A 20,957-nucleotide genomic window follows, 5' to 3' on the forward strand; every position below is an offset into this window, starting at 1 on the left:
TATTACCCTAAATAACCACAAAAAAACGACTATTTTCAGTTAATTAGCAACAAATTCAATGTTCACCAGCAACGCAAATTGGTTAAAAATAGAACAAAACCACCGAAATACTGTTGAAATTGCCCGCCCACTATAGCAAAGCGCATAAGGGTTGCAAGGCATTTTACTAAGCTTTCTGTAACTTAGGTTACGAATGTGAAATAATCTTGTTACTTTATCTGTACAAACGCGGTGTAAGTCGATGTTCCGAGCTGGAACTTTCAGCGGTGGATTTTAATAGATAATTTCAGTAGGTTATAAAGTAATGAGTGAAAGCAGCATCGATACCGCCCACCAAACCCACGAGTACACGCGCGTTTTCGAACAACTTCGTGAGCGCGCACAGCAACAGCCGGAACTGCAACGACATTGGTTCGACCTCACTTTATTTCAAAGCCGTAGCACGCAGCTCAAGGAATACATTACCGAAGTTGAGCACAATGTCACGCAGTTGCGGCAGCTGGCAGCTAACAGCGAACGTTATACATGGCTGCTTAGCCGTATCGAACAACAGCTAAGTACGCTGGTACAAGCGCTGTATCGAAATGAGAAGTCTTTTCCAAGTGAGCAAGCGCAGAAACAAGCCGAAGGTTCCGCAGTAAGTGAACTTCAGCGGCTTCACTTGCAGTTAAAAACCTATCGCGGTTACGAAGTTCGGCTTGCCGATCAACTTCGCAGTGAACAAGCGGCTCCGAACAGTGCTGCACAGCAACAACGAGTAATCGCTGCGCGGCAGCGGCTGCAGCGCTGCCAGCAAGCCATTACCCAAGTGGAAAAGAAAATTGCGCGGTTAGAGCGCTAACGACGCTGCCGGCCTAGTGCTTGCTCCACAGACGAAGGCAAGGGTGGTAGTGCCGATTTCGGTAACAAGTACGTGGCTAAATTCATAAAGTCCGCAAAAATTCGGTTTCGTTCCGTGGTTTTGCGCAAATATTCGTGCCCAGAAGAGCCACCCGTACCAATTTTGCTACCCAACATGCGCTGCACCATCATCACATGACGAAAACGCCAAATAGTAATTTGTTCGTCGATATCCACAAGGCTATTGAGCACCTGCCACGGCAAATTGAACACCGGTTGCTCTCGGTACATGTATATAAACAATGCTGCCTGCATGGCTTTTTGCGACAAACGCACCCGCCCTTCGCGCTGAATTTCGGCGTACATTTCAGGGTCAAAAAGTGCTGCAAAACTATTACGTGTTGCTGCAATACCCGCCAACTCTTGTTCGCGCTCCTGCGCAGAGAGCAATGCATTATCGGCAATTATCGCCTCTTCATGCTTAAGTTGACCTTCAATTGCCTGCTGATAATGTTGCCAGAAGGAAAAGTCTGGCGTTTCCATAAACGGCATGCGGCTCAGCCACGCGTCCACACACGTGAAAAGGTCGGGCTCGCCCTCTAATTTCTCGAGGTAAGCGCGGTCCGCGTCGTTGATTCGGTTATAGAACGAAGCTTGATCGAACGCGATGCGCTGATTTCGGTGAAGCCCTAGGGAGATTTCTAGCTCTTTAAACTGAATGCTTTGAAAGCCACTGGCGGGCACCAAATAGTCGCGAAACTCAAGAAAGTCTTGCGGCGTCATGGTTTCCAACACTTTGATTTGCTGGTTTAACAGCTCTTGAATTGTCACCACGCGCTGCAACCGGTGCACCACGGTCATTAGTTGCTCGTCGGGTAAATACTCGGCCCTAAACAACGCATGCACAGAGCGTAGTTCGTGCAGCATTTGTTTGAACCACAGCTCGTAGGCCTGATGCACCACAATAAATAAGGTTTCGTCGTGGGCTTCAGGGCCATACTTTGAGCTTACCGGCTGTTGCGCCGCTAATAATTTGTCGAGGTGAAGGTATTCACCGTAATAAACCGGATCGGGTTTCTTCGCCATTGCGCAATACTCTTATTTTGATTGTGCAGCGATAGTACGAAACCCGCGCTTGGCTTACAACTCACAAGCGTACAGAAACGCTTTTATTTTGCCGCCCCTTTGCCCGCTGCTTTACCGGCAATAATCGCCTGTGTTTCAGGGCTAGCGAGCACCTGCAAAAAGTCTTGCAACTCAAGCTGAATACGCTCTTGAATGGGCTGGAAGGGAGTTTTCAATAACTTTTTGCTCAACCGCAAACTGCGTTTCGGCTTGGCCGCTAGCTTTTCCATCACCGCCATTACCGTTGGCTCAAGCTGCTCAGACGATACAACTTTATTCACAATGTTGTAGCGCTCGGCGTCGTGCGCATCTATGGCTTCACCCAGCAGCAGTAACTCCGACGCCTTGGTATGGCCACAAAGCAGCGGCACCAACTGGCTGGAGGCAGCTTCTGGCACTAACCCCATATCCACAAACGGCATCACAAATTGTGCATCTTGCGTGGCGTACACAAGGTCGCAGTGCAGTAATAAGGTGGTACCAATTCCCACCGCTGCACCTTGCACGGCGGCAACCACAGGTACATGAACCGAGGAAATAACCTGCAAAAACTGAAACACCGGTGAATCGGGTTTGAGCTCTCCGTGGCGCAAAAAGTCACCTAAGTCATTTCCTGCGCAAAATAAACTCCCTTCACCGGTAATCAACACCGCCGACACTTCTGTGTCTCTTTCGTCAGCACTGCGCAGTGCGTCAGTCATTTGCTGATACATAGCCTGGGTTAGCGCATTGCGTTTTTCAGGCCGGTTCAAATGAATACGTACAATACCCTGCTGCTCTGTTACCACCACATGATCGGTCATGTTGTTGCTCCCACTACTTTCTACTTGTTCTGTTTAACGGCCTTTCCGTTTAACAACCATGCTTTGAGCTTAGCACTGGTCTGGCCAGAAAAGAACCTTAAGCCACGCAAGTTCGGCTATTAAATAAGCAACTGAGCAGGAAACCCAGTACAGAGGTTGAAGCGCAAGCGGGGATAGCGCATAATGCGCGGCGGTGGCCCCACGGGTCCCCTCGCAACGCGAACCAGCGAACCCGGTCAGGCCCGGAAGGGAGCAGCCGTAGTTGGGGTAGCGTGTGCCGGGGTGTGGCTGGTGGGGTTCACCACTTTCTGTTAAAGGGCCTTAGGGTCTTTTCTCTTGTTCGTCTTCTTCGCGCCGGCGCTGCTCTAAAAACGCAACCCCTTTCGCCACAGCAGCTTCCACTTGCTGATTCATTTCTAGCCGTTGTTCTTTCGACAAAAAGAACGCCATATCAACTTCATAGCGAATATATTTAGCAGGAAGCTGATTCAGAACCAAACAACACAGGTCGGCAATAAATTCGCCGTCGTAGCGGTTTTGTAAACCAAGCGCTTCAATATGTTCCGCCACCACATGTTCATAGTAGTTGTGAATATCGTCATTTAATTTCATCGCTAATCCTTGATCATACGTCGGCGTTCACACCGAGTGAATGCCACTTGCGAGCAAAAACGCGGCTTATTTCGCCGCGCGTTGCGCCCATGCGGCCTGTGAGCCGTCAAACAACGGCTTCACTAAGTCCAAAGCCGTTAAACCATTGTCGGCGAGCGTGGTTTGGTTGTCGCCCAATGGCGTTACCCGTTGCCCCCAACGAATCAGCCCTGCACCACAGGTAAGCCCGCCGCCAAATACAGCAGAAACAATAGTGTCTCCGGGTTTTACCATGCCGGTTTCTAATGCTTCACAAAACGCGATAGGCAAGGTCGCCGACGAAGTATTACCATATTTTTGAATATTCACCATGGTTTTACCTTCTGGCACTTTACACATTTTCGCCAGAAAATCGATTAACCGCTTGTTGGCTTGGTGTGGAATCAGCGCGTCTACATCGTCCATGCTCTTGCCGGTTTCCTGAAACACCGCTTCAACCGCAGCACTCATACCCTTTACCGCACGTTTAAAAATTTCTTGGCCTTCAAAGTTAAACGGCATCACGCCGTCAAAGTTATAGCGGTCGAAACTCATACCAAAGTCGAGCGACAGCACATCACGCGCGTCGGCGTCGCAGCTTACCTTAGAGGCCAACAAGCCCGCTTCTTCGGTGCTCGCCTCTAAAATCATTGCGCCAGCGCCGTCCCCAAATAGCACCGCGCTCTCCCGCTTGGTCCAGTCTAAAATACGGGTAAGCCGCTCGGCACCAATAATCAGTACCCGTTTATGCATACCCATACGAATACTCGAAGTGGCAAAGTGCATGGCATATAAAAAGCTTGAACAAGCAGCGTTCAAGTCGAATGCTGCAGCGCCGGTTGCACCAATTTCTTTTTGCACCTTCGAAGCTACATTCGGAATAATTTCGTCGGGCGTACAGGTACCAACAATAATCAAGTCTAATTGATCCGCTGCTAAACCTGCTGCTGCTAACGCATTACGTGCGGCAACAGCTGCCATCGTAGAGGTGCCGACCGCGCTTACTCGGCGCTCTTCAATACCCGTTCGCGTGCGAATCCACTCGTCAGACGTGTCTAGAAAGGTCGCAATATCGTCGTTGGTTAATACCGCTGGCGGCACACATTTGCCCCAGCCGGTAATGTCAGCATAAAACATTCGTAACTATCCTCTTTCTACGCCCTCTCGGGCGTGACTCAATGGTGTTAATCGTATACCTTAATGCTCAGAACAGGAACCCTGATCGAGGCGAACATGTCACGGCACCTTCAAATTCTTTGTATCGCGGCCTGTGCAGGCATTGGGCTGAGTGGCTGTCAAGGCACACCTTATGCTAATCCTGCATTAAACCTTAACGTAAGCATGGAACAAACAGCACCGGCCTTCCCCCTGCGCTTGGCTGCACAGAGCCTGCAGGTTATTGACCGTCGCCCGCAGCATCATGTGGTGCGCATACATCGTGGCAATAAACCCGCAGAGTTTGCCACGTCTAGCCAGCCCTTGGCTACTCTGATCAGTACCCCGCTGCACGCGTATTACCGAACCGAGAGCGCCCAAACCGATACCGACACAGGGCAATTAACCATTGCCATCGAGCAAACACTCTGTATCGTTCAACAGTCATTAACGCGGCATCATGCGGAATGTACCATTCGCTTAGAAGCCCAAGCTGAAAGTGACCAAGGCCGCTTAGCCAAAACCTATACCTACGCTCGGCAACGCGAAGGAAGCCTGAATGTTTCACTGCAGCATTTAAGTGACGACCTCTCCACCCTACTCAGTCAAGCCTTGCGCGACATTCAAGCCGACAACGCATTGCACGAATGGCTGCAACCCTTATCTTCAAACCCTAACAATGAGTTTTCCCAATGAAATTTCGCACCCTTTTTCTTCTTGCAGTTTTATTTTTTGGTGTTTTCGGAACCAGCCAAGCGCTCGCAAACGCTTCGGCAGACACACAGCCGAATAATATTTTCCCGCGCGTAAAGTTTGTTACCAACAAAGGCACCATGGTGGCGGAATTAAACCGTATGCGCGCTCCGCTCACAGTGCAAAACTTTCTCGAATATGTGGTCGACGGCAGTTACAACAACAGCCTTTTTCACCGTGTAATTAACGACTTTGTGGTGCAAGGCGGAGGTTTCGATACCGAATGGAACGAACTTCCAACCCGCAGCGCAATTGTGAATGAGTCGGGTAACGGCCTACCGAATCGTTATGGCACCCTCGCTATGGCACGAGAAAGCGCACCTCATACCGCTACCCGCCAGTTCTATTTTAATGCCAACGACAATGAGAGTTTAAACCCAAGCACACGTCGTTGGGGCTACACCGTGTTTGGTGAAGTGATTGAAAATGCAGAGCTACTGCGCGAATTAATGGCAGTAGAAACCGGTACCGACGACACCTACGGCTACAGCGATGTACCCGTGGAACCGTTAATTTTAATTCGCGTGGAACTGCTCCCAGAGGGCGGCACGGAATGACAAACACAAGCGCCGCGCCGAAGGGCTTTGTTGAAGCATTTAAATTTTATACCCAGCGCCGACTGCTCAGTATTTTCTTATTGGGCATGGCCAGCGGCTACCCTTGGGTACTCATTGGATCGTCGATGTCGGCGTGGCTGAACGAGTCGGGCATGAGTCGCTCAGCCATTGGCTACTTTGGTGCGGTGTTCGCCATGTACTCCATTAACTTTCTTTGGTCGCCACTTGTAGACCGTATTCGCGTGCCGCTGTTAAGCGCCTGGCTTGGTCATCGGCGCGGTTGGATTCTATTTTGTCAGCTCGGCATCGCACTTTCCTGTTTTGCACTCTCGGGGATTAACTTTGAGCAACACAGCTTAGTCACCGCTGGCTTAATTGCCCTGAGTATCGCTATTTTCTCCGCCACGCAAGACATTGCTATCGACGCGTTTCGAATCGACTCCATTGGCGAACACGAAGGCCACGTGCAGTCGGCGGGCGCCGCCATGACCACCTCAGGTTGGTGGACCGCGTTTGCCGGAATAGGCTCTATTCCGTTTTTCCTGAGCGACTTTACCGGCTGGAGTTGGAGCACTATCTACCAAGGCTTAGCCGTTATCATGTTGCTCCTCTCCGTTGGCGTTTGGTTTGCTCGCGAGCCGAAAACCAATCGTGCCGAGCAACAACGAGAAACCGAATTATTCTATCGCCAAGTGGCTGCCAACAAACCACAGGTTACTGCCACCATGCCAATTATTGGCGTAGCGCTCTTTGTCGCTATCGCCTATGCATTTAGCGGTATGGAAAACGCAGGGCTTGCCGGTTGGCTACTGTGGGTTGGCGTTGTGATTGTGCTCTTAGGCCTCCTAATTCGCGTACTTATTCGTTTGCAAAGCCAAGCGCCCACTACGCAGAACAGCGGCTCCTCGCGGCCCTTGCCCATTCGCACCGGTCACAAAATTACCGCATGGTTAATTGTCACCATGATCGAGCCCTTAGCGGAGTTCTTTCGCCGCAATGGTGTGCGCTTTGCACTCTCCATGCTGCTGTTTGTTTTGTTGTTTAAAATTGGGGAAGCCTTTCTTGGCCGCATGTCCATTGTGTTTTACCAAGAAGTGGGCTTTACCAACGCCCAAATTGGCCTTTACTCTAAGTTGGTGAACTGGTGGGTCACTATTTTATTTAGCCTCATCGGTAGTTACGTAACCATGCGCTCCGGTATTGTGAAGGGCTTGTTCATTGGAGGCTCTGCTATGGCGGCAAGTAATTTGTTGTTTTCGGCATTGGCACTTACCGGCCCCAGCGTACCCTTACTGCTCGCCGCTGTTATTACCGACGGCTTCACCTCTGCGTGGTCAACCGTGGCATTTGTTGCCCTTATTAGTTTACTGGCGAACCGCGCATTCACCGCGTCTCAGTACGCGCTGATGGCGTCTATTGCCACGCTTGGGCGCACCGTACTGGGCAGTTACAGCGGTGCGTTAGTCGATTTTCTCAACGGCAACTGGTCGCTCTTTTTCTTGCTCACCACCCTCATGGTTATTCCAAGTCTGTTGTTTCTTTGGACCATTCGCAAGTCTATCGCCAAGCTCGAACACGACAATAGGGAGCGGTTTCGCACATGACAAACTGGGTTGTCGTTGGCCCCGGCGCCGTTGCGAGCGTGGTTGCCGCGCGTCTTGTTGAGCAACAGCAGCCGGTATTCTGTGCTAACCGCTCCGGCGAGCCTCATGAGCTTCGGGTGACCGGCCATACTCAACACCAATCGGTGTTACCGAATATTAACGAGCAGCCTCATCGCGTTGCCGATGCTTCTTGGTTTATTGCCGTAAAAGCCTGGCAACTCCAAAGCGTTCTTTCTCAGTTCAGCGCGCCCTTGTCGCACGCCGGCGCCGTAATATTGAGCCATAACGGTTTTATTCATGATCCCTTAACCGCCCCCTCATTTCCCGCAGACCGCTGCTTCGACTGGGTGACCACCCATGGCAGTTATCGCCAGAATGGCACTGTTGTGCATAGCGGGCTCGGGGAAAGTTGGCTTGGCTTGCGTCAACCCGCGCAGCAACCCACCGAGCAGTGGCCCAGTGCACCGAATTGCCATGCCGTGCTCGCACAGGCCATTGCGCCCGTGTATTGGGATTCCAACATTGTCCAGCGGCGTTGGCATAAGCTTGCTGTGAACTGTGCCATCAATGCCATAGCGAGCCTCGCGAATAAACCCAACGGGGTTGTCCTTGAAGCGGAACATCGCAGTACTGTGGCAGGCGTGTGCCGAGAAGTAGCAGCCATTATGGTTGCCGAGCTGCAACTGGCGGTAGCGCCGCAAGCTTTGGCTGAAAGTATGTGCCTGCAGGCATTAAAAGTGGCTGAAAACACCGCCCAGAATACCAACTCCATGCTACAAGACTTGCGTAACCAGCAGCCTACTGAAATTGATTATTTAAATGGTTTTGTGCATAAAAAAGGCCAGCACTTACAGGTGCCGACCCCTTTTAACACAGCGCTTTACCAGCGCATAAAAGCCCTCGAAAACAAGGGGTTTTCATTGCCTTAGTTTTATCCCTGCCTTAGCAACTTATTTGTCTTCAATAAAATCGACCACTTCCAAACCAAAGCCCGACAATGCCGAATACTTTTTCGGGCTGCTTAATAGGTGCATTTGGTGCACGCCAAGATCTTGCAGAATCTGCGAGCCTACACCCACATTACGCGACTGATTCGACAGTGTTGCCTGTGGTGTGGTTTCGCCTTTGTCTTCCGCTTCAAAGTGGCGAACTTGGGCGATTAAGTCGCGCGGCGTTTGTTGCCGCCCCAGCAACACAAATACCCCACCTTCTTCCGCAATTTTGCGCATGGCGCGGTACATCGGCCAACTGCGTCGTTCTGCGCGGCTGGTCGCCAATAAGTCGTTAAAGGTGTCTTGCAAGTGTACCCGAACATTGGTTGGGGTGTCGCCATTAATCTCACCGCTCACCAACGCAAAATGCACTTGGCCGTCAACTGTGTCTTGGTAGGTTACACAGTCAAATTCGCCGTAAGCCGTTGGCAATTTGCAATGCCCCACACGCTCAACGGTTTTCTCGGTAACCGAGCGATACTCAATCAAGTCGGCAATGGTGCCCATTTTTATATCGTGCTGTGCGGCAAACTTCTCAAGATCCGCCCGGCGCGCCATAGTGCCATCTTCGTTCAGAATTTCCACAATCACTGAGGCGGGTTCAAAACCCGCTAAACGCGCTAAATCGCAACCCGCTTCCGTATGACCTGCACGATTTAACACACCGCCTTGGCGCGCCTTTAGCGGGAAAATATGGCCCGGCATAACTAGATCGGTAGGCTTCGCCTCTTTCGCGACTGCCGCAAGCACAGTACGCGCCCGATCCGCTGCAGAAATACCCGTGGTTACCCCTTCAGCCGCCTCTATCGACACAGTAAAGTTAGTGGCATACGGCGAGTTATTCTGGCCCACCATCAACGGCAAGCGGAGCTGCTGGCAACGCTCTTCGGTGAGCGTTAAACAAATTAACCCCCGGCCATATTTCGCCATAAAGTTAATCGCTTCTGGGGTGGCGCACTCCGCGGCCAAAATAAGATCGCCCTCGTTCTCACGATCTTCGTCGTCCATTAAAATCACCATTTTACCGGCTTTCATGTCTGCAATAATTTCAGCCGTGGTGTTCAATGTACCCATGCTTATTCGCTCCTCGCCACGCCTTCGCGCGAACTTAAGTCATAAATTAATTTTACGTCGTTTCCAATGGGGGTAACCGACTGTAAATTCAATGTCGGTAATTCTCCCATGTGTTCGTAGTTCGGTAATGCCAACATGGGTTGCGCACTCGGGCCCATTAACTTCCCGGCAATGTATACCCAAAGCTCATCCGCGAGTTTCTGTTCAATAACGGCGCCCGCTAAGCGGTGGCCAGCTTCAACCCACACCGTATGAATATTGCGCTCTGCCAAACGCTTCAGTAACGTTTTTAAGTCAACCTTGCCATGGTCGTCAGCCACTATCAGCTCTTCCACATGGTTTGGCATGCTTACATTAAGCGTGCGTGTACGCACCAAAATACACGGCACTTGATCAGCAAATATGCGGGCATTCGGCTGCACTCGGCCTTGGCTATCAATAATCACTCGAATGGGCTGTCGGCTGGCTTCCGCTAAACGCACATTCATTTGCGGGTCGTCGGCCAGTACGGTGTCGGCTCCGGTTAAAATGGCGCCAGCAGCAGCACGCCCGTACTGCACATCGGCCCGCGCCTCAGCACCGGTAATCCATTTACTTTCACCGTTTTGCAGTGCTGTTCTGCCGTCGAGGCTGGCCGCCAATTTCACCTGTACTAGTGGCAACCCCTGCTCGCAGCGCTGCAAAAAACCTCGGTTTATTTGCCGCGCGGCCTGTTCTTCAACGCCTACCGAAACATCAACTCCCGCAGCGAGTAGCTTCGCAATACCACGCCCCGCCACAGCTTCAAACGGGTCTCGCATTGCCACTACCACACGCGCTAAACCGGCCTCCACCAGCGCATCCGCACAGGGTGGTGTACGGCCAAAGTGACTGCAGGGTTCTAAGGTTACATAAGCAGTTCCGCCACGCGCCTGCTCGCCGGCTTGTCGCAGCGCGAACACTTCGGCGTGAGGCTCACCCGCACGTTCATGCCAACCTTCACCCACAATATCGCCACTTTTGTTCACGATCACGCAGCCTACATTCGGGTTCGGGTGAGTAGTAAAACGCCCGCGAGCGGCAAGCTCGAGGGCGCGTTGCATGTATTGGTTGTCGTGGGCCATTAACTTAGTCATCGAGCCGCGCTATTTCCTCACCAAACTCACGAATATCTTCAAACGAGCGATACACAGAGGCAAAGCGAATATACGCAACTTTATCAATTTGTTTAAGCTGTTCCATCACCAAGTTGCCGATAAACTTACTGCTAACTTCGCGCTCACCGGTAGCACGCAGGCTCGACTTAATGCGGTTGATGGTTTTTTCCATCACTTCCACGCTCACTGGCCGCTTTTCAAGCGCACGCAATAAACCAGCGCGCAGCTTGTCTTCATTAAACGGCTCGCGCGCACCGTTGGTTTTAATCACGCGCGGCATCACCAACTCTGCACTTTCAAAGGTGGTAAAGCGCTCTTTACAAGCATTGCATTCCCGCCGCCGACGCACAGACAAGCCATCGGCGACCAGCCGCGAGTCAATTACCTTGGTGTCTTGCGTGTTACAAAAAGGACAATGCAAAGCTTCTCTCCTGTATGTTGATTCGCGTCGCCGCGACATCGCCGCCGTAGGTGCGACATTGCCGCACCATCATCCCCGCGTAAATCCACACACCGCGGAGCGCGCTGCAATGCAGCGCCTACGCCACACCGTGACCAGCGCCTACGCGTATACGGGGAACTTAGCGCAAAGCGCTTTTACTTGATCCCGAACCTTGGCTTCAACGCTGTCGTTGCCCATATTATCGAGCACGTCGCAAATCCAATGGGCCACTTGCTCGGCTTCCGCCACTTTAAAGCCACGGCGGGTAATTGCTGGGGTCCCTAAACGCAAGCCCGAAGTAACAAATGGCGAGCGCGGATCGTTCGGTACTGAGTTTTTATTCACCGTAATGTACGCGCGACCTAGCGCAGCGTCTGCGTCTTTCCCGGTAATATCTTTATCGATTAGATCAACCAAGAACAAGTGGTTTTCAGTGCCGTTCGACACAATCTTGTAGCCACGTTCCTGCATCACCCGCACCATCGCCTTAGCGTTATCTAACACCTGCTGTTGGTACACTTTAAACTCAGGCTGCAGAGCTTCTTTAAAGGCAACGGCTTTGGCGGCAATAACGTGCATCAATGGGCCGCCCTGGTTGCCCGGAAACACCGAGCTGTTCAGCTTCTTGTGCAGCTCTTCGTCGTCTTTACCCGACAAAATCAAGCCACTGCGTGGGCCGGCAAGGGTTTTATGGGTGGTGGTGGTTACTACGTCTGCAATCGGCACCGGGTTGGGATAAAGCCCCGCCGCAACTAACCCTGCAACGTGCGCCATATCGACTAAAAAGTAAGCGCCTACTTCGTCAGCAATGTCACGGAACTTTTGCCAGTCAATCACACCCGAGAACGCAGAAAAGCCAGCAATAATAAGCTTAGGCTTATGCTCAAGCGCCAACTCGCGTACTTCCTCGTAATGAATATCGCCGGTTTCTGGGTGCAAACCATACTGCACCGCTTTATAGGTTTTGCCCGAGAAGTTCACATGCGAACCATGGGTTAAATGACCGCCATGCGCTAAGCTCATGCCGAGCACGGTGTCGCCCGCATTCAAAAGTGCCATAAATGCGGCTGCGTTTGCTTGTGAGCCGGCATGCGGTTGTACGTTGGCATACTTGGCACCAAACAGCTGCTTTGCGCGCTCAATGGCTAAGTTTTCCGCAACATCTACAAACTCACAACCGCCATAATAACGCTTACCCGGGTAACCTTCGGCGTATTTATTGGTAAGCTGCGAGCCTTGGGCTTCCATTACTGCCGCACTGGTGTAATTTTCCGATGCAATCAGTTCAATGTGTTGTTCTTGGCGTTCAACTTCGGCCTGCATTGCTTGCCAAAGTTCTGGATCAAAGTGTTCAATACTCGCTTTCTTTGCGTCAGTCATTCTATTTTCCCCAGCCGTGCGCTATCAAAATTAAGGAGTCAAGGTCGCTCTTTCGCTAAGCAACTACTTGGTTATTTTCTTGTACTTAATACGATGCGGTTCCATTGCATCTGAACCAAAGGTTTTCTTCATATACTCTTCATATTCACTGTAGTTCCCCTCGTAGAAGGTTACCTTGCCCTCGTCGCGGTAGTCGAGAATATGCGTTGCAATACGGTCGAGGAACCAACGGTCATGCGAAATCACCATGGCCGCACCGGGGAACTCCAACAACGCTTCTTCTAATGCGCGTAAGGTTTCCACGTCGAGGTCGTTGGTCGGTTCGTCGAGCAGTAACAGGTTACCGCCGGCTTTTAAAAGCTTTGCCAAATGCACCCGGTTACGTTCACCGCCCGACAATTCGCCAATGCGTTTTTGCTGATCATTGCCGCGGAAGTTAAAGCGCCCGCAATAGGCCCGGCTTGGAATCTCGTAATTGCCGATCTTTAAAATATCGTGGCCTTCGGAAATTTCTTCCCAAACGGTTTTCTTCGCATCCATGTCGTCGCGGAACTGGTCTACAGACGCCAATTGAACGGTTTCGCCTAGCTCTACCGTACCTGCATCTGGCTGCTCCTTGCCGGAAATCATTTTAAATAACGTCGACTTACCCGCACCGTTCGGACCAATAATGCCGACAATGGCGCCTTTTGGCATGCTAAAGGTTAAATCGTCGATCAGAACACGCTCGCCATAACTCTTTTTCAAACCGCTCACTTCCACAACCTTGTCGCCTAAACGTGGCCCGGGTGGAATAAAGAGCTCATTGGTTTCATTACGCGCTTGGTGGTCGGCACTTTGCAATTCTTCAAACCGCGCCATACGCGCTTTGCTCTTCGCTTGACGGCCCTTCGGATTTTGTCGTACCCATTCCAATTCTTTCTGAATCGACTTCTGCCGTGCGGCTTCGCTGCGCTCTTCTTGCTTCAAGCGCGCGTCTTTTTGTTCCAACCAGCTCGAATAGTTGCCCTCCCACGGAATACCATATCCGCGGTCCAGTTCAAGAATCCAACCGGCCACGTTGTCGAGGAAGTAGCGATCGTGGGTAATCGCCACTACGGTGCCTTCGTAGTCGTGCAGGAAGCGTTCGAGCCAGGCCACCGACTCGGCGTCTAAGTGGTTGGTCGGTTCGTCGAGCAATAACATATCGGGCTTTTCTAACAAGAGTCGGCAAATCGCGACTCGGCGTCGCTCTCCCCCGGAAAGATGCTCAATTTTCGCATCCCAAGGCGGCAAACGCAGTGCATCGGCGGCACGTTCTAATGCGTTGTCGAGGTTATGGCCTTCTTTTGCCTGTAAAATCGCTTCCAATTCACCTTGGCGTTTCGCAAGGGCGTCGAAGTCTGCGTCTTCTTCGGCGTAAGCGGCATATATCTGGTCGAGTTCGGTGAGCGCATTCTTTACGTCGGACACTGCCTCTTCGACAATTTCGCGCACTGTCTTTGCTGGGTCCAGTTGCGGCTCTTGCGGCAAGTAGCCAATCTTGGTGCCAGGCTGTGGGCGCGCTTCACCTTCAAACTCGGTATCTACACCTGCCATAATACGCAGCAAGGTAGACTTACCGGCGCCGTTAAGGCCGAGCACACCAATTTTTGCGCCGGGGAAGAAACTTAAAGAAATATCTTTTAAAATCGTACGCTTAGGAGGAACAACTTTGCTAACGCGTAGCATGCTGTAAATATATTGCGCCATGGCAATTCAACACCCTTTCACCAAGAAAATAAACATGCGCAAGTGTAACAAAAAAAAAGCACAGGGTCAGTAGGCGAGGCTTGCAAACGCTCCCAAAGGGCACGCCAACAATTTTGGGAAAATTGTTCCCGCGCTGAAAGGTCGCGTGGCGAGCTCCGCTGCTGCCCCTGCTAAAAAACGCTCCCAAAGGGCACGCTGGCTTAAATAGAGAACACGTCGAGCAGGTTACGCGGCGTATGAACCTCGGCGGTGGGCCCGGCGGCATGCACTTTCCCTTGGTGCAGAAAAATCAGGTGGTCACAAAACTGCGACGCAAGAGCCAAGTCATGTAGCACCACCAACACTGTTCTGCCCTGCTGCGCGAGCTGTTGAAAGCAGGCCATGGTGTCGAGTTGGTGGCGCGGGTCCAAGCCGTTCGTTGGCTCGTCGGCGAGAATGAACTCCGCATGGCCTACCAACAAGCGCGCCAATAACACCCTTTGTAGTTCGCCTGCCGACAGTTCGGTGACCTTACGCTGACTGAAGGCCAAGCAATCCGTTTGCGCCATGGCCTGCTCAACTGCGCTTTGCCGTTCATGTTTGGTCCACTCTGGGTAGGGTAATGCGCCAAGTTCAGTCAACTCTGCCGCAGATATGTCCCAGGCCGGTTGTGCGCGTTGGCTTAAGTAACTTACTTTGCGTGCCCGTTGCGAGCGGGAATAGCTGCTAAGGGGTACTGAATCGAGCAGAATATTGCCGCTTTGCTGAGCAGCTACTCCCGCAACCAGGCGCAACAAGGTAGTTTTCCCGGAGCCATTGACTCCCAATAAACCGGTTACTTGCCCGCGCGGCACCGCGGCACTGAAGTGATTAAGCACCAAGCGTTCACCGTAGGCGAACTTCACATTGCTAAACTCAAGCATAACCTTTCTCTTTGCTTATATTCATTGATCAGCTGGAACCAAAACCTAGATACCGTGCGCGGTGGTGCAGCAAGATCCATAAGAAAAACGGCCCACCGAGCAGCGTTAGCACGACCCCAACCTGTAATTCTGTTGTTGTGGGTATGAGTTGCACGGCAATGTCGGCCCACAGCACAAAGAGTGCACCGGCAAGGGCTGAATTGAGCAGTAATTTGCGGGGATCGGCACCGCCAACATGGCGCATTAAATGGGGCACGATAAGGCCTACAAAACCGATAATTCCGGTCATTGCCACCGAGCTGCCCACCAATAGCGCAACACCGAATAACAATTTAAGCCGTTCTACTGCCACTGCAAAACCCAAACTACTGGCGATTTCTTCGCCCAACGTTAGTGCCTGTAAAAACCGCCCTGAGCGCAATACCAGCACGCTTCCAAGCAGGAAGAACGGCAACAAATAGCCAAGTTGATTTAGATCACGGTAGGCCACTGAGCCCATGAGCCAAAACGTAAGTTCTTGCAGTGCAAAAGGATTCGGCGCCATGCTCAACAGCAGCGCAACCACACCAGACAAAAACGCCGCAACCGCAACGCCGGCTAAAATGAGTGTAACCACAGGGGCACCTTTGCCAGCAATTAACAATACTCCAGCCAGTGCCAGCACACTGCCGAACACTGCCCCAAGCGGCAATAGCCAGCTTTGCCAAAGGGCAAAACCAAAATACAGTAAAAATACCGACACTACAGCGGCCCCGCCACTTACCCCAATAATGCCCGGCTCTGCCAGCGGGTTTCGCAACAGCCCCTGCATGGCAGCGCCAGCGAGTGCGAGCGAAAACCCGACTAAAATGGCCAAGAGTACACGTGGCATTCGCACGTCGAGTAAAATTTGTCGCGCCCATTGAAGCTCTGGCTCCACACCTTGCTGGCCGATGAACAACACTTGCCAAACCGGTACATCCACCGGTCCCGCAAACAAGCCTAAAACGGCACTTGCAACGAGCGCGAGTACGAGCATGAAAAACAATAAGCGCTGTGACTTAACCACCGAGTAACTCCTCAAGTTTGGGAACCATTTCGGCCAAGCGCTGGGCCAAACAGCCGGTTATTTCCGGCGACAATTGAACCACGCGCACATGGTCTTGCTTTAGGCCTGCGTGCCACTGGCTAATATGAGCCAGTGCAAAGCTTCCCTCGCTCCCCTCGAGGAGCAGCCAATCGGGCTTCATGGCAATAATATGCTCGGGCGTTAAGCGTACCAACACTTGCGTACTGTCGGCTAAGTTCTCAAATCCCAGTGCGCTCATCAGTTCGCTTAGCAATGATCCACCACCCCACGCCCATTGGTTGGCTTGATAGGCGATAAAGCTGCCTCTCGAGCGTTCAACAGGCCGCGCCGAGAGAGCCGAAGCAAGCAAGGCTTCAAGCGTGGCAATATCCCGTAGTGCTTGCTCGGGTTCACCCAGCAGTTCGGAGAATTGCTGCCACAGTTGCAGTACACCAACAAGAGTGGATGGTTCATCGAGTATCTCAACCTGCATGCCGCGCGCTCGCAGCAGTCGAATACTGTCGGGGTTATTAAACCGGTTTGCCAGCACTAAGTCGGGATTAAACGCGAACACATGCTCCAACCGCCGGCCAATGTCGGTACTGGCGAGCAACTCTTGATGATCGTGCGCCCAACGTTGCAGCAAAAAGTCGTAGCAGTAGTTGAGCGACACAAGGCGTTCTGTGGCCTGAACTGAACTCAGCGGCTGAACGCCCAACACTGCCAGCACTATGAGCACGCGGAAAATAGAAGAACGCATTACGAGGAGGCAGTAGAAATGCCCAAGCGGAACATCACTTCGTCGGTTACGGGTACTACGTCTACAATGGCGATGTTGCTCCAAATTTCGGCCTCAATGGCTTCGGCACGGTGCGGTGCGTACTCATTTAAATAGCGAAATTCATTGGCGACAAATTCGGTGTCGGGTTTGCCGGTCCCCACCATAATATAGCGCAGTGCTGACACTTCCCCGCGCTCCATGCCTATTTGAATAAACTCTTTCGCTAAGGCGGGGTCTGTAGCGTCGGTCAACCGCAAGCGCCGTACCCTTAGCTTGCCTTTCTCGACCCAACGGGTAACCAGTACAATGGTCGACCACGGGCGCGACTGCTCATTCATAGCTTTTGCGTATTTAAACAAGCTGCCGTTCATAAAGTCTTCGTCGAGAATGGGCGTAAGATTCAATTTCGAGCCACGCGAGAACGCCATACAACTGGTTTTCACTGGTTCGTCGAGCAACGACACGCCGACTCGATGTAACTCGGTTACATCACCTTTCGGTTTTTTAATAAACAGCGGCAACGACATTAACGCGTTGCAATACAGGTTCCGTAAACACAATTGTAAGCCGTGTTGAGTTCCGGTTTGCTCGGCCATTTTCAGCGCTTTGGCATGGTTATGAATTAAGTGCGAGAAGAAGTTCTGACCATTGTGCTCGGCGCCTTTCTTTTCTACTTTCAGGTGCATAACCGTGCGATCGGGGCTGGCATGCATAACGCGGTAGGGGAGCTTTTTCAGGTCAAAGCTGGCGTGGCTTTTGGCAAACTGAAGTAAGTCAATGTCCACTACTGTGCCTTTCTGAATGTTCATTGGCCGCTCAACTTCTACTTGCATGCCCAGCGTGGAAAAGTCCCGTAACACACCGAGTTGCGACTCGCCGTCGGCAGAAACTCGCACTTGGCTGCGATAATTAAAACGGCTCTCCGAACGCACGTTTACATAGTTCAGCGGGGCGCGGCGCAGGGGCTTTAGCCCTCTGGTGGGGTGCGCAAACGCATTCAGTTGCGGCAGCTCTTCTTTCTCAAATTCATAACCATGGTACACCCGTGGGTCTGGGGTAATGTCGGTTAACACCCCAATGTGGGTAAGCCCGCCTAATTCTTTCATCACCACCGGCGACGGTGGCCGCTGCACCATACCTTCGCGCTCCGCTACGTCTTTGGGTAAGGTGGATGGAATCCACGCTTTACCGATATCAAGCTTGGCGAGGGTAAATCGGTACACTTTAAAATGCGCTCGGCGGCTAGCATAGCCTAAAAATACACGTTTCGTTTCCGGATTCTGTAGTTCATTTTGCGTAGCCGAGTAAAAGTGGCTGCGGCCATTTCTGAGCAGCTGAAAGCTATACACAACGACTTCCGCTACGCCTTTAGGGTTCGTTTTCAGTGCCGCTAATAACCGCGACAAACGAGCGCCAGAGAACATGCCGCCAACCACACAGCTGTTAGACTCGTTGGTCCATGCGTCCAGAATGTTGCCGTTCATTTCGGCTTCGAGCGCCAAGTACGGGAACATTCGTTTTTCTGCGCGCTTAAAGAATAACGGCACCGACACCATGCGCGGCAAATACAGTTGCTCGTGCGCCTTCGACGCCACGGCTTCTACAATATTGTCTACATTCACTTTGTAGCGATGCTTGTAGCCAGAAATAAAACGCGACAAAAACGCGTCAAAGTCGTCATAGGCTTCATCGCTATTGCGTTTTAAGCGCAAGTAAGTGCCTTTCGCCCGGCGGTCAATGCCCACCAGCGTATAGCCAACACCGTGGTTTATGTCGAGGGTGAAGTCTTTCGTAAACGCGGTAAAAAGTACCGTAACCTTGTTGCCTTCGGCCAAATTCAAGGCGCGAACCGCCACCGCGTCCATTTTCAGCCGCACACAAATACCGCTGAGTGAAATGTCGGAGGTAATTGCCGGAATTTTATGTTCACCAATACCTAGCTCTACGGCGCCAGCATAGTTCATCCGCTCTTCGCGGCGGGTAACGTAACGGCCAAAAGAAAAATAAGGAACCGCTAAAGCGTTACTACTAGGGGTGTTGGCTTCAGCCGGTTGCTCAGCAGCGGGAGCAGTATTACTTTTGCCGTCGTTGAGTCGCTCTTCTCTAATTTTTGCGGCAAGCAGCTGCTTCTTCTCACGCTCTGCCATTACCCGATAATTATTCTCCGCATTCATAATGCGGTCGTAGGTGTCTTGGGTAAACACCCCGTGGTAGCGCTCTAAACCATCTTCAAAAATGCTAATCGCTAGCGCGTCGAGGTAATGAATATGGCCCTTGTGCTCGTAGGGTTGCACCTCGCCGTCCACCCGCTTGCGTAAATCTATTTGGCGATTGCACGGCGCAGCCAAGCTTCTCAACTCAGACTTAAGTTGAAACCTTTTGGGTCCTGGCATGTCGGCCGTTAACATGGCGAAGATCTTATCGAACTCAGGCTCATGAACGAACGGTTTCAGCTGCTCAATAAGCTGCTTCCGCGCCGCTTCTTCCATTGTCATCTGTTCCTGATCAATTGCTTACGTTATTATTGTTTTCGGTCAATTATCAATACTCTGAAGGGCTATGTCGAGTTCTCTGGCTCGCTCCCTCTCTTGCAACCGAAAACTATACGCCGAGGACACCCAATAAACAATGGCAAAAGCTAAGCAAAAAACCGCCTTCGTGTGCACCGAGTGTGGTGCCGATTATCCTCGCTGGGCGGGCCAATGCTCCGCCTGTGGTAGCTGGAACACCATCAGCGAAGTGCGGCTGGGCAGTAGCCCCGCGCGGCAACACGTGCGCTCGGGCTTCGCTGGCCAAACCGAAGCCAAAGTGCAGCTACTCAGCGAAGTGGACTTACAGCAAGTACCGCGCTTTTCCAGTGGCTTCAATGAATTTGACCGCGTGCTTGGCGGCGGCATTGTGCCCGGTTCGGCGATTCTCATTGGCGGTTCACCGGGCGCCGGTAAAAGTACCTTATTGCTGCAAACCATGTGCTTATTGGCAGAGAAAATGCCTGCCCTCTACGTAACCGGCGAAGAATCGTTACAGCAGGTTGCCATGCGTGCCCAGCGGCTAAACTTGCCCACTAACAAACTAAAAATGCTAGCGGAAACCTCGGTGGAAACCATTTGCCAGTTGGCCGACCAAGAACAGCCCAAAGTTATGGTGATCGACTCCATTCAGGTCATGCATTTAAGTGACATTCAATCGGCGCCCGGTAGCGTTTCGCAGGTGCGTGAAACTGCAGCTTATCTCACTCGCTACGCCAAGCAGAACCACGTTGCCATTATTATGGTCGGCCATGTCACCAAAGACGGTACCTTAGCCGGGCCGAAAGTGCTTGAACACTGTATCGACTGTTCGGTAATGCTCGACGGCGACGCCGACGGCCGTTACCGCACCTTGCGTGGCACTAAAAACCGCTTTGGTGCGGTGAACGAGTTAGGCGTGTTTGCCATGACCGGCTCGGGTTTAAAAGAGGTAAAAAACCCTTCCGCTATTTTTCTTTCACGCGGCGACCAGCATGGCACCGGCTCGGTGGTACTGGTGGTGTGGGAGGGCACGCGGCCCCTGTTGGTTGAAATTCAAGCCTTAGTGGACCATTCGCAGCTGTCGAACCCACGCCGAGTGGCGGTAGGAACCGAGCAAAATCGGTTGGCCTTATTGCTTGCCGTATTGCACCGCCACGGCGGCTTAGCACTCGGCGACCAAGACGTATTCGTCAATGTGGTGGGTGGCGTACGTATTACCGAAACCAGTGCCGATCTCGCCTTGTTGCTCGCCATTGTGTCGAGCTTTAAAGACCAAGAGTTACCGCGCGATCTCATTGTATTTGGCGAGGTTGGCCTGTCGGGGGAAATTCGGCCCGTACCCAATGGCTCAGAGCGCATTAACGAAGCAGCCAAACATGGTTTCAGCCGTGCTATTGTGCCTATTGCAAATGTGCCCAAAAAAGCCCCTGAAGGTATGAGCGTACAGGGCGTACGCACAATTTCAGAGGCTCTGGAATTGCTGTAGTTAAAGGT

The 20,957-nt window shown here is 52.0% G+C and carries 19 protein-coding genes and 1 other RNA gene; 7 read left to right on the plus strand and 13 right to left on the minus strand.

Annotated elements, in window-relative coordinates:
- Positions 1 to 304 precede the first annotated feature (304 nt).
- Positions 305 to 841, plus strand: a complete 537-nt coding sequence (gene priC / locus DQW12_RS03780) for a primosomal replication protein PriC (protein ID WP_113906501.1) — start codon at positions 305 to 307, stop codon at positions 839 to 841.
- Here priC and DQW12_RS03785 read toward each other — a convergent pair.
- Together DQW12_RS03785 and DQW12_RS03790 are read right to left on the minus strand one after the other, a co-directional pair.
- Positions 838 to 1,926 carry a tryptophan 2,3-dioxygenase family protein gene (locus tag DQW12_RS03785; protein WP_113906502.1) on the minus strand — a complete coding sequence of 363 codons (1,089 nt, stop codon included), beginning with the start codon at positions 1,924 to 1,926 and terminating at the stop codon, positions 838 to 840. The two genes, priC and DQW12_RS03785, sit on opposite strands and share 4 nt — an antisense overlap.
- A gap of 83 nt (positions 1,927 to 2,009) precedes the next feature.
- Positions 2,010 to 2,768, minus strand: a complete 759-nt coding sequence (locus tag DQW12_RS03790) for an enoyl-CoA hydratase-related protein (RefSeq protein WP_113906503.1) — start codon at positions 2,766 to 2,768, stop codon at positions 2,010 to 2,012.
- A 200-nt stretch (positions 2,769 to 2,968) separates the two neighbouring features.
- Here DQW12_RS03790 and ffs point away from each other — a divergent pair.
- Positions 2,969 to 3,065: signal recognition particle sRNA small type (ffs, locus tag DQW12_RS03795), an RNA gene on the plus strand.
- A 24-nt stretch (positions 3,066 to 3,089) separates the two neighbouring features.
- Here ffs and DQW12_RS03800 read toward each other — a convergent pair.
- On the minus strand, positions 3,090 to 3,380 hold the full coding sequence (locus DQW12_RS03800; protein ID WP_113906504.1) for a late competence development ComFB family protein: 291 nt from the start codon (positions 3,378 to 3,380) through the stop codon (positions 3,090 to 3,092).
- A 66-nt stretch (positions 3,381 to 3,446) separates the two neighbouring features.
- Positions 3,447 to 4,535, minus strand: coding sequence for a ketoacyl-ACP synthase III (locus tag DQW12_RS03805; RefSeq protein ID WP_113906505.1), 1,089 nt, complete (start codon positions 4,533 to 4,535; stop codon positions 3,447 to 3,449).
- Between the two features lie 96 nt (positions 4,536 to 4,631).
- On the opposite strand from DQW12_RS03805, the gene DQW12_RS03810 reads away from it, so the two are divergent.
- Genes DQW12_RS03810 through DQW12_RS03825 form a run of 4 tightly spaced genes read left to right on the plus strand, consistent with a single transcriptional unit; the run spans position 4,632 to position 8,396 of the window.
- Positions 4,632 to 5,249: a YajG family lipoprotein gene (locus tag DQW12_RS03810; RefSeq protein ID WP_157957841.1), complete on the plus strand. Its 618-nt coding sequence runs from the start codon at positions 4,632 to 4,634 to the stop codon at positions 5,247 to 5,249.
- Positions 5,246 to 5,863 (plus strand): peptidylprolyl isomerase, encoded by a 618-nt coding sequence (locus DQW12_RS03815; RefSeq protein WP_113906507.1) that lies wholly within the window; start codon positions 5,246 to 5,248, stop codon positions 5,861 to 5,863. The genes DQW12_RS03810 and DQW12_RS03815 overlap by 4 nt, the downstream gene beginning before the upstream one ends.
- Entirely contained in the window at positions 5,860 to 7,467 is a 1,608-nt protein-coding gene (locus DQW12_RS03820; RefSeq protein WP_113906508.1) for an AmpG family muropeptide MFS transporter, read from the plus strand. The genes DQW12_RS03815 and DQW12_RS03820 overlap by 4 nt, the downstream gene beginning before the upstream one ends.
- A complete protein-coding gene (locus DQW12_RS03825) occupies positions 7,464 to 8,396 on the plus strand; it encodes a ketopantoate reductase family protein (RefSeq protein ID WP_113906509.1) in 933 nt (310 codons plus the stop codon). The genes DQW12_RS03820 and DQW12_RS03825 overlap by 4 nt, the downstream gene beginning before the upstream one ends.
- A 21-nt stretch (positions 8,397 to 8,417) precedes the next feature.
- On the opposite strand, the gene ribBA is transcribed toward DQW12_RS03825, so the two are convergent.
- The 9 genes from ribBA to DQW12_RS03870 form a co-directional block, all read right to left on the minus strand.
- On the minus strand, positions 8,418 to 9,533 hold the full coding sequence (gene ribBA / locus DQW12_RS03830; protein ID WP_113906510.1) for a bifunctional 3,4-dihydroxy-2-butanone-4-phosphate synthase/GTP cyclohydrolase II: 1,116 nt from the start codon (positions 9,531 to 9,533) through the stop codon (positions 8,418 to 8,420).
- A gap of 2 nt (positions 9,534 to 9,535) precedes the next feature.
- On the minus strand, positions 9,536 to 10,648 hold the full coding sequence (ribD, locus tag DQW12_RS03835; protein WP_198683886.1) for a bifunctional diaminohydroxyphosphoribosylaminopyrimidine deaminase/5-amino-6-(5-phosphoribosylamino)uracil reductase RibD: 1,113 nt from the start codon (positions 10,646 to 10,648) through the stop codon (positions 9,536 to 9,538).
- The gene (nrdR, locus tag DQW12_RS03840) at positions 10,641 to 11,090 is read right to left on the minus strand and encodes a transcriptional regulator NrdR (RefSeq protein WP_113906511.1); all 450 of its coding nucleotides are present in this window, start codon (positions 11,088 to 11,090) and stop codon (positions 10,641 to 10,643) included. Before nrdR ends, ribD begins: the two co-directional genes overlap by 8 nt.
- Before the next feature lie 141 nt (positions 11,091 to 11,231).
- Entirely contained in the window at positions 11,232 to 12,491 is a 1,260-nt protein-coding gene (glyA, locus tag DQW12_RS03845) for a serine hydroxymethyltransferase (RefSeq protein WP_113906512.1), read from the minus strand.
- 63 nt (positions 12,492 to 12,554) lie between these two features.
- The gene (gene ettA, locus DQW12_RS03850; RefSeq protein ID WP_113906513.1) at positions 12,555 to 14,222 is read right to left on the minus strand and encodes an energy-dependent translational throttle protein EttA; all 1,668 of its coding nucleotides are present in this window, start codon (positions 14,220 to 14,222) and stop codon (positions 12,555 to 12,557) included.
- Between the two features lie 200 nt (positions 14,223 to 14,422).
- Positions 14,423 to 15,124, minus strand: coding sequence for an ABC transporter ATP-binding protein (locus DQW12_RS03855; RefSeq protein ID WP_113906514.1), 702 nt, complete (start codon positions 15,122 to 15,124; stop codon positions 14,423 to 14,425).
- 28 nt (positions 15,125 to 15,152) lie between these two features.
- Entirely contained in the window at positions 15,153 to 16,172 is a 1,020-nt protein-coding gene (locus tag DQW12_RS03860) for a FecCD family ABC transporter permease (RefSeq protein WP_232819869.1), read from the minus strand.
- Complete coding sequence (locus DQW12_RS03865) at positions 16,165 to 16,932, minus strand: ABC transporter substrate-binding protein (RefSeq protein ID WP_113906515.1); 768 nt, start codon at positions 16,930 to 16,932, stop codon at positions 16,165 to 16,167. Before DQW12_RS03865 ends, DQW12_RS03860 begins: the two co-directional genes overlap by 8 nt.
- A complete protein-coding gene (locus DQW12_RS03870; RefSeq protein ID WP_113906516.1) occupies positions 16,932 to 19,448 on the minus strand; it encodes a PilZ domain-containing protein in 2,517 nt (838 codons plus the stop codon). Before DQW12_RS03870 ends, DQW12_RS03865 begins: the two co-directional genes overlap by 1 nt.
- Positions 19,449 to 19,581: 133 nt before the next feature.
- Here DQW12_RS03870 and radA point away from each other — a divergent pair, with 133 nt between their 5' ends.
- A complete protein-coding gene (radA, locus tag DQW12_RS03875; RefSeq protein WP_113906517.1) occupies positions 19,582 to 20,949 on the plus strand; it encodes a DNA repair protein RadA in 1,368 nt (455 codons plus the stop codon).
- The last annotated feature ends 8 nt before the right edge of the window (positions 20,950 to 20,957 follow it).

Origin of the sequence: Aliidiomarina celeris (assembly GCF_003316875.1) — a bacterium.
GTDB classification, from domain to species: domain Bacteria; phylum Pseudomonadota; class Gammaproteobacteria; order Enterobacterales; family Alteromonadaceae; genus Aliidiomarina; species Aliidiomarina celeris.

Bases quoted from the DNA above. Each gene is read 5' to 3' on its own strand.
- ettA (WP_113906513.1), bottom strand. From the start codon at position 14,222: ATGGCGCAATATATTTACAGCATGCTACGCGTTAGCAAAGTTGTTCCT.
- DQW12_RS03870 (WP_113906516.1), bottom strand. From the start codon at position 19,448: ATGACAATGGAAGAAGCGGCGCGGAAGCAGCTTATTGAGCAGCTGAAA.
- DQW12_RS03825 (WP_113906509.1), top strand. From the start codon at position 7,464: ATGACAAACTGGGTTGTCGTTGGCCCCGGCGCCGTTGCGAGCGTGGTT.
- DQW12_RS03865 (WP_113906515.1), bottom strand. From the start codon at position 16,932: ATGCGTTCTTCTATTTTCCGCGTGCTCATAGTGCTGGCAGTGTTGGGC.
- ribBA (WP_113906510.1), bottom strand. From the start codon at position 9,533: ATGGGTACATTGAACACCACGGCTGAAATTATTGCAGACATGAAAGCC.
- DQW12_RS03815 (WP_113906507.1), top strand. From the start codon at position 5,246: ATGAAATTTCGCACCCTTTTTCTTCTTGCAGTTTTATTTTTTGGTGTT.
- DQW12_RS03790 (WP_113906503.1), bottom strand. From the start codon at position 2,768: ATGACCGATCATGTGGTGGTAACAGAGCAGCAGGGTATTGTACGTATT.
- DQW12_RS03810 (WP_157957841.1), top strand. From the start codon at position 4,632: ATGTCACGGCACCTTCAAATTCTTTGTATCGCGGCCTGTGCAGGCATT.
- priC (WP_113906501.1), top strand. From the start codon at position 305: ATGAGTGAAAGCAGCATCGATACCGCCCACCAAACCCACGAGTACACG.
- DQW12_RS03855 (WP_113906514.1), bottom strand. From the start codon at position 15,124: ATGCTTGAGTTTAGCAATGTGAAGTTCGCCTACGGTGAACGCTTGGTG.
- DQW12_RS03820 (WP_113906508.1), top strand. From the start codon at position 5,860: ATGACAAACACAAGCGCCGCGCCGAAGGGCTTTGTTGAAGCATTTAAA.
- DQW12_RS03805 (WP_113906505.1), bottom strand. From the start codon at position 4,535: ATGTTTTATGCTGACATTACCGGCTGGGGCAAATGTGTGCCGCCAGCG.
- glyA (WP_113906512.1), bottom strand. From the start codon at position 12,491: ATGACTGACGCAAAGAAAGCGAGTATTGAACACTTTGATCCAGAACTT.
- radA (WP_113906517.1), top strand. From the start codon at position 19,582: ATGGCAAAAGCTAAGCAAAAAACCGCCTTCGTGTGCACCGAGTGTGGT.
- DQW12_RS03785 (WP_113906502.1), bottom strand. From the start codon at position 1,926: ATGGCGAAGAAACCCGATCCGGTTTATTACGGTGAATACCTTCACCTC.
- DQW12_RS03800 (WP_113906504.1), bottom strand. From the start codon at position 3,380: ATGAAATTAAATGACGATATTCACAACTACTATGAACATGTGGTGGCG.
- ribD (WP_198683886.1), bottom strand. From the start codon at position 10,648: ATGACTAAGTTAATGGCCCACGACAACCAATACATGCAACGCGCCCTC.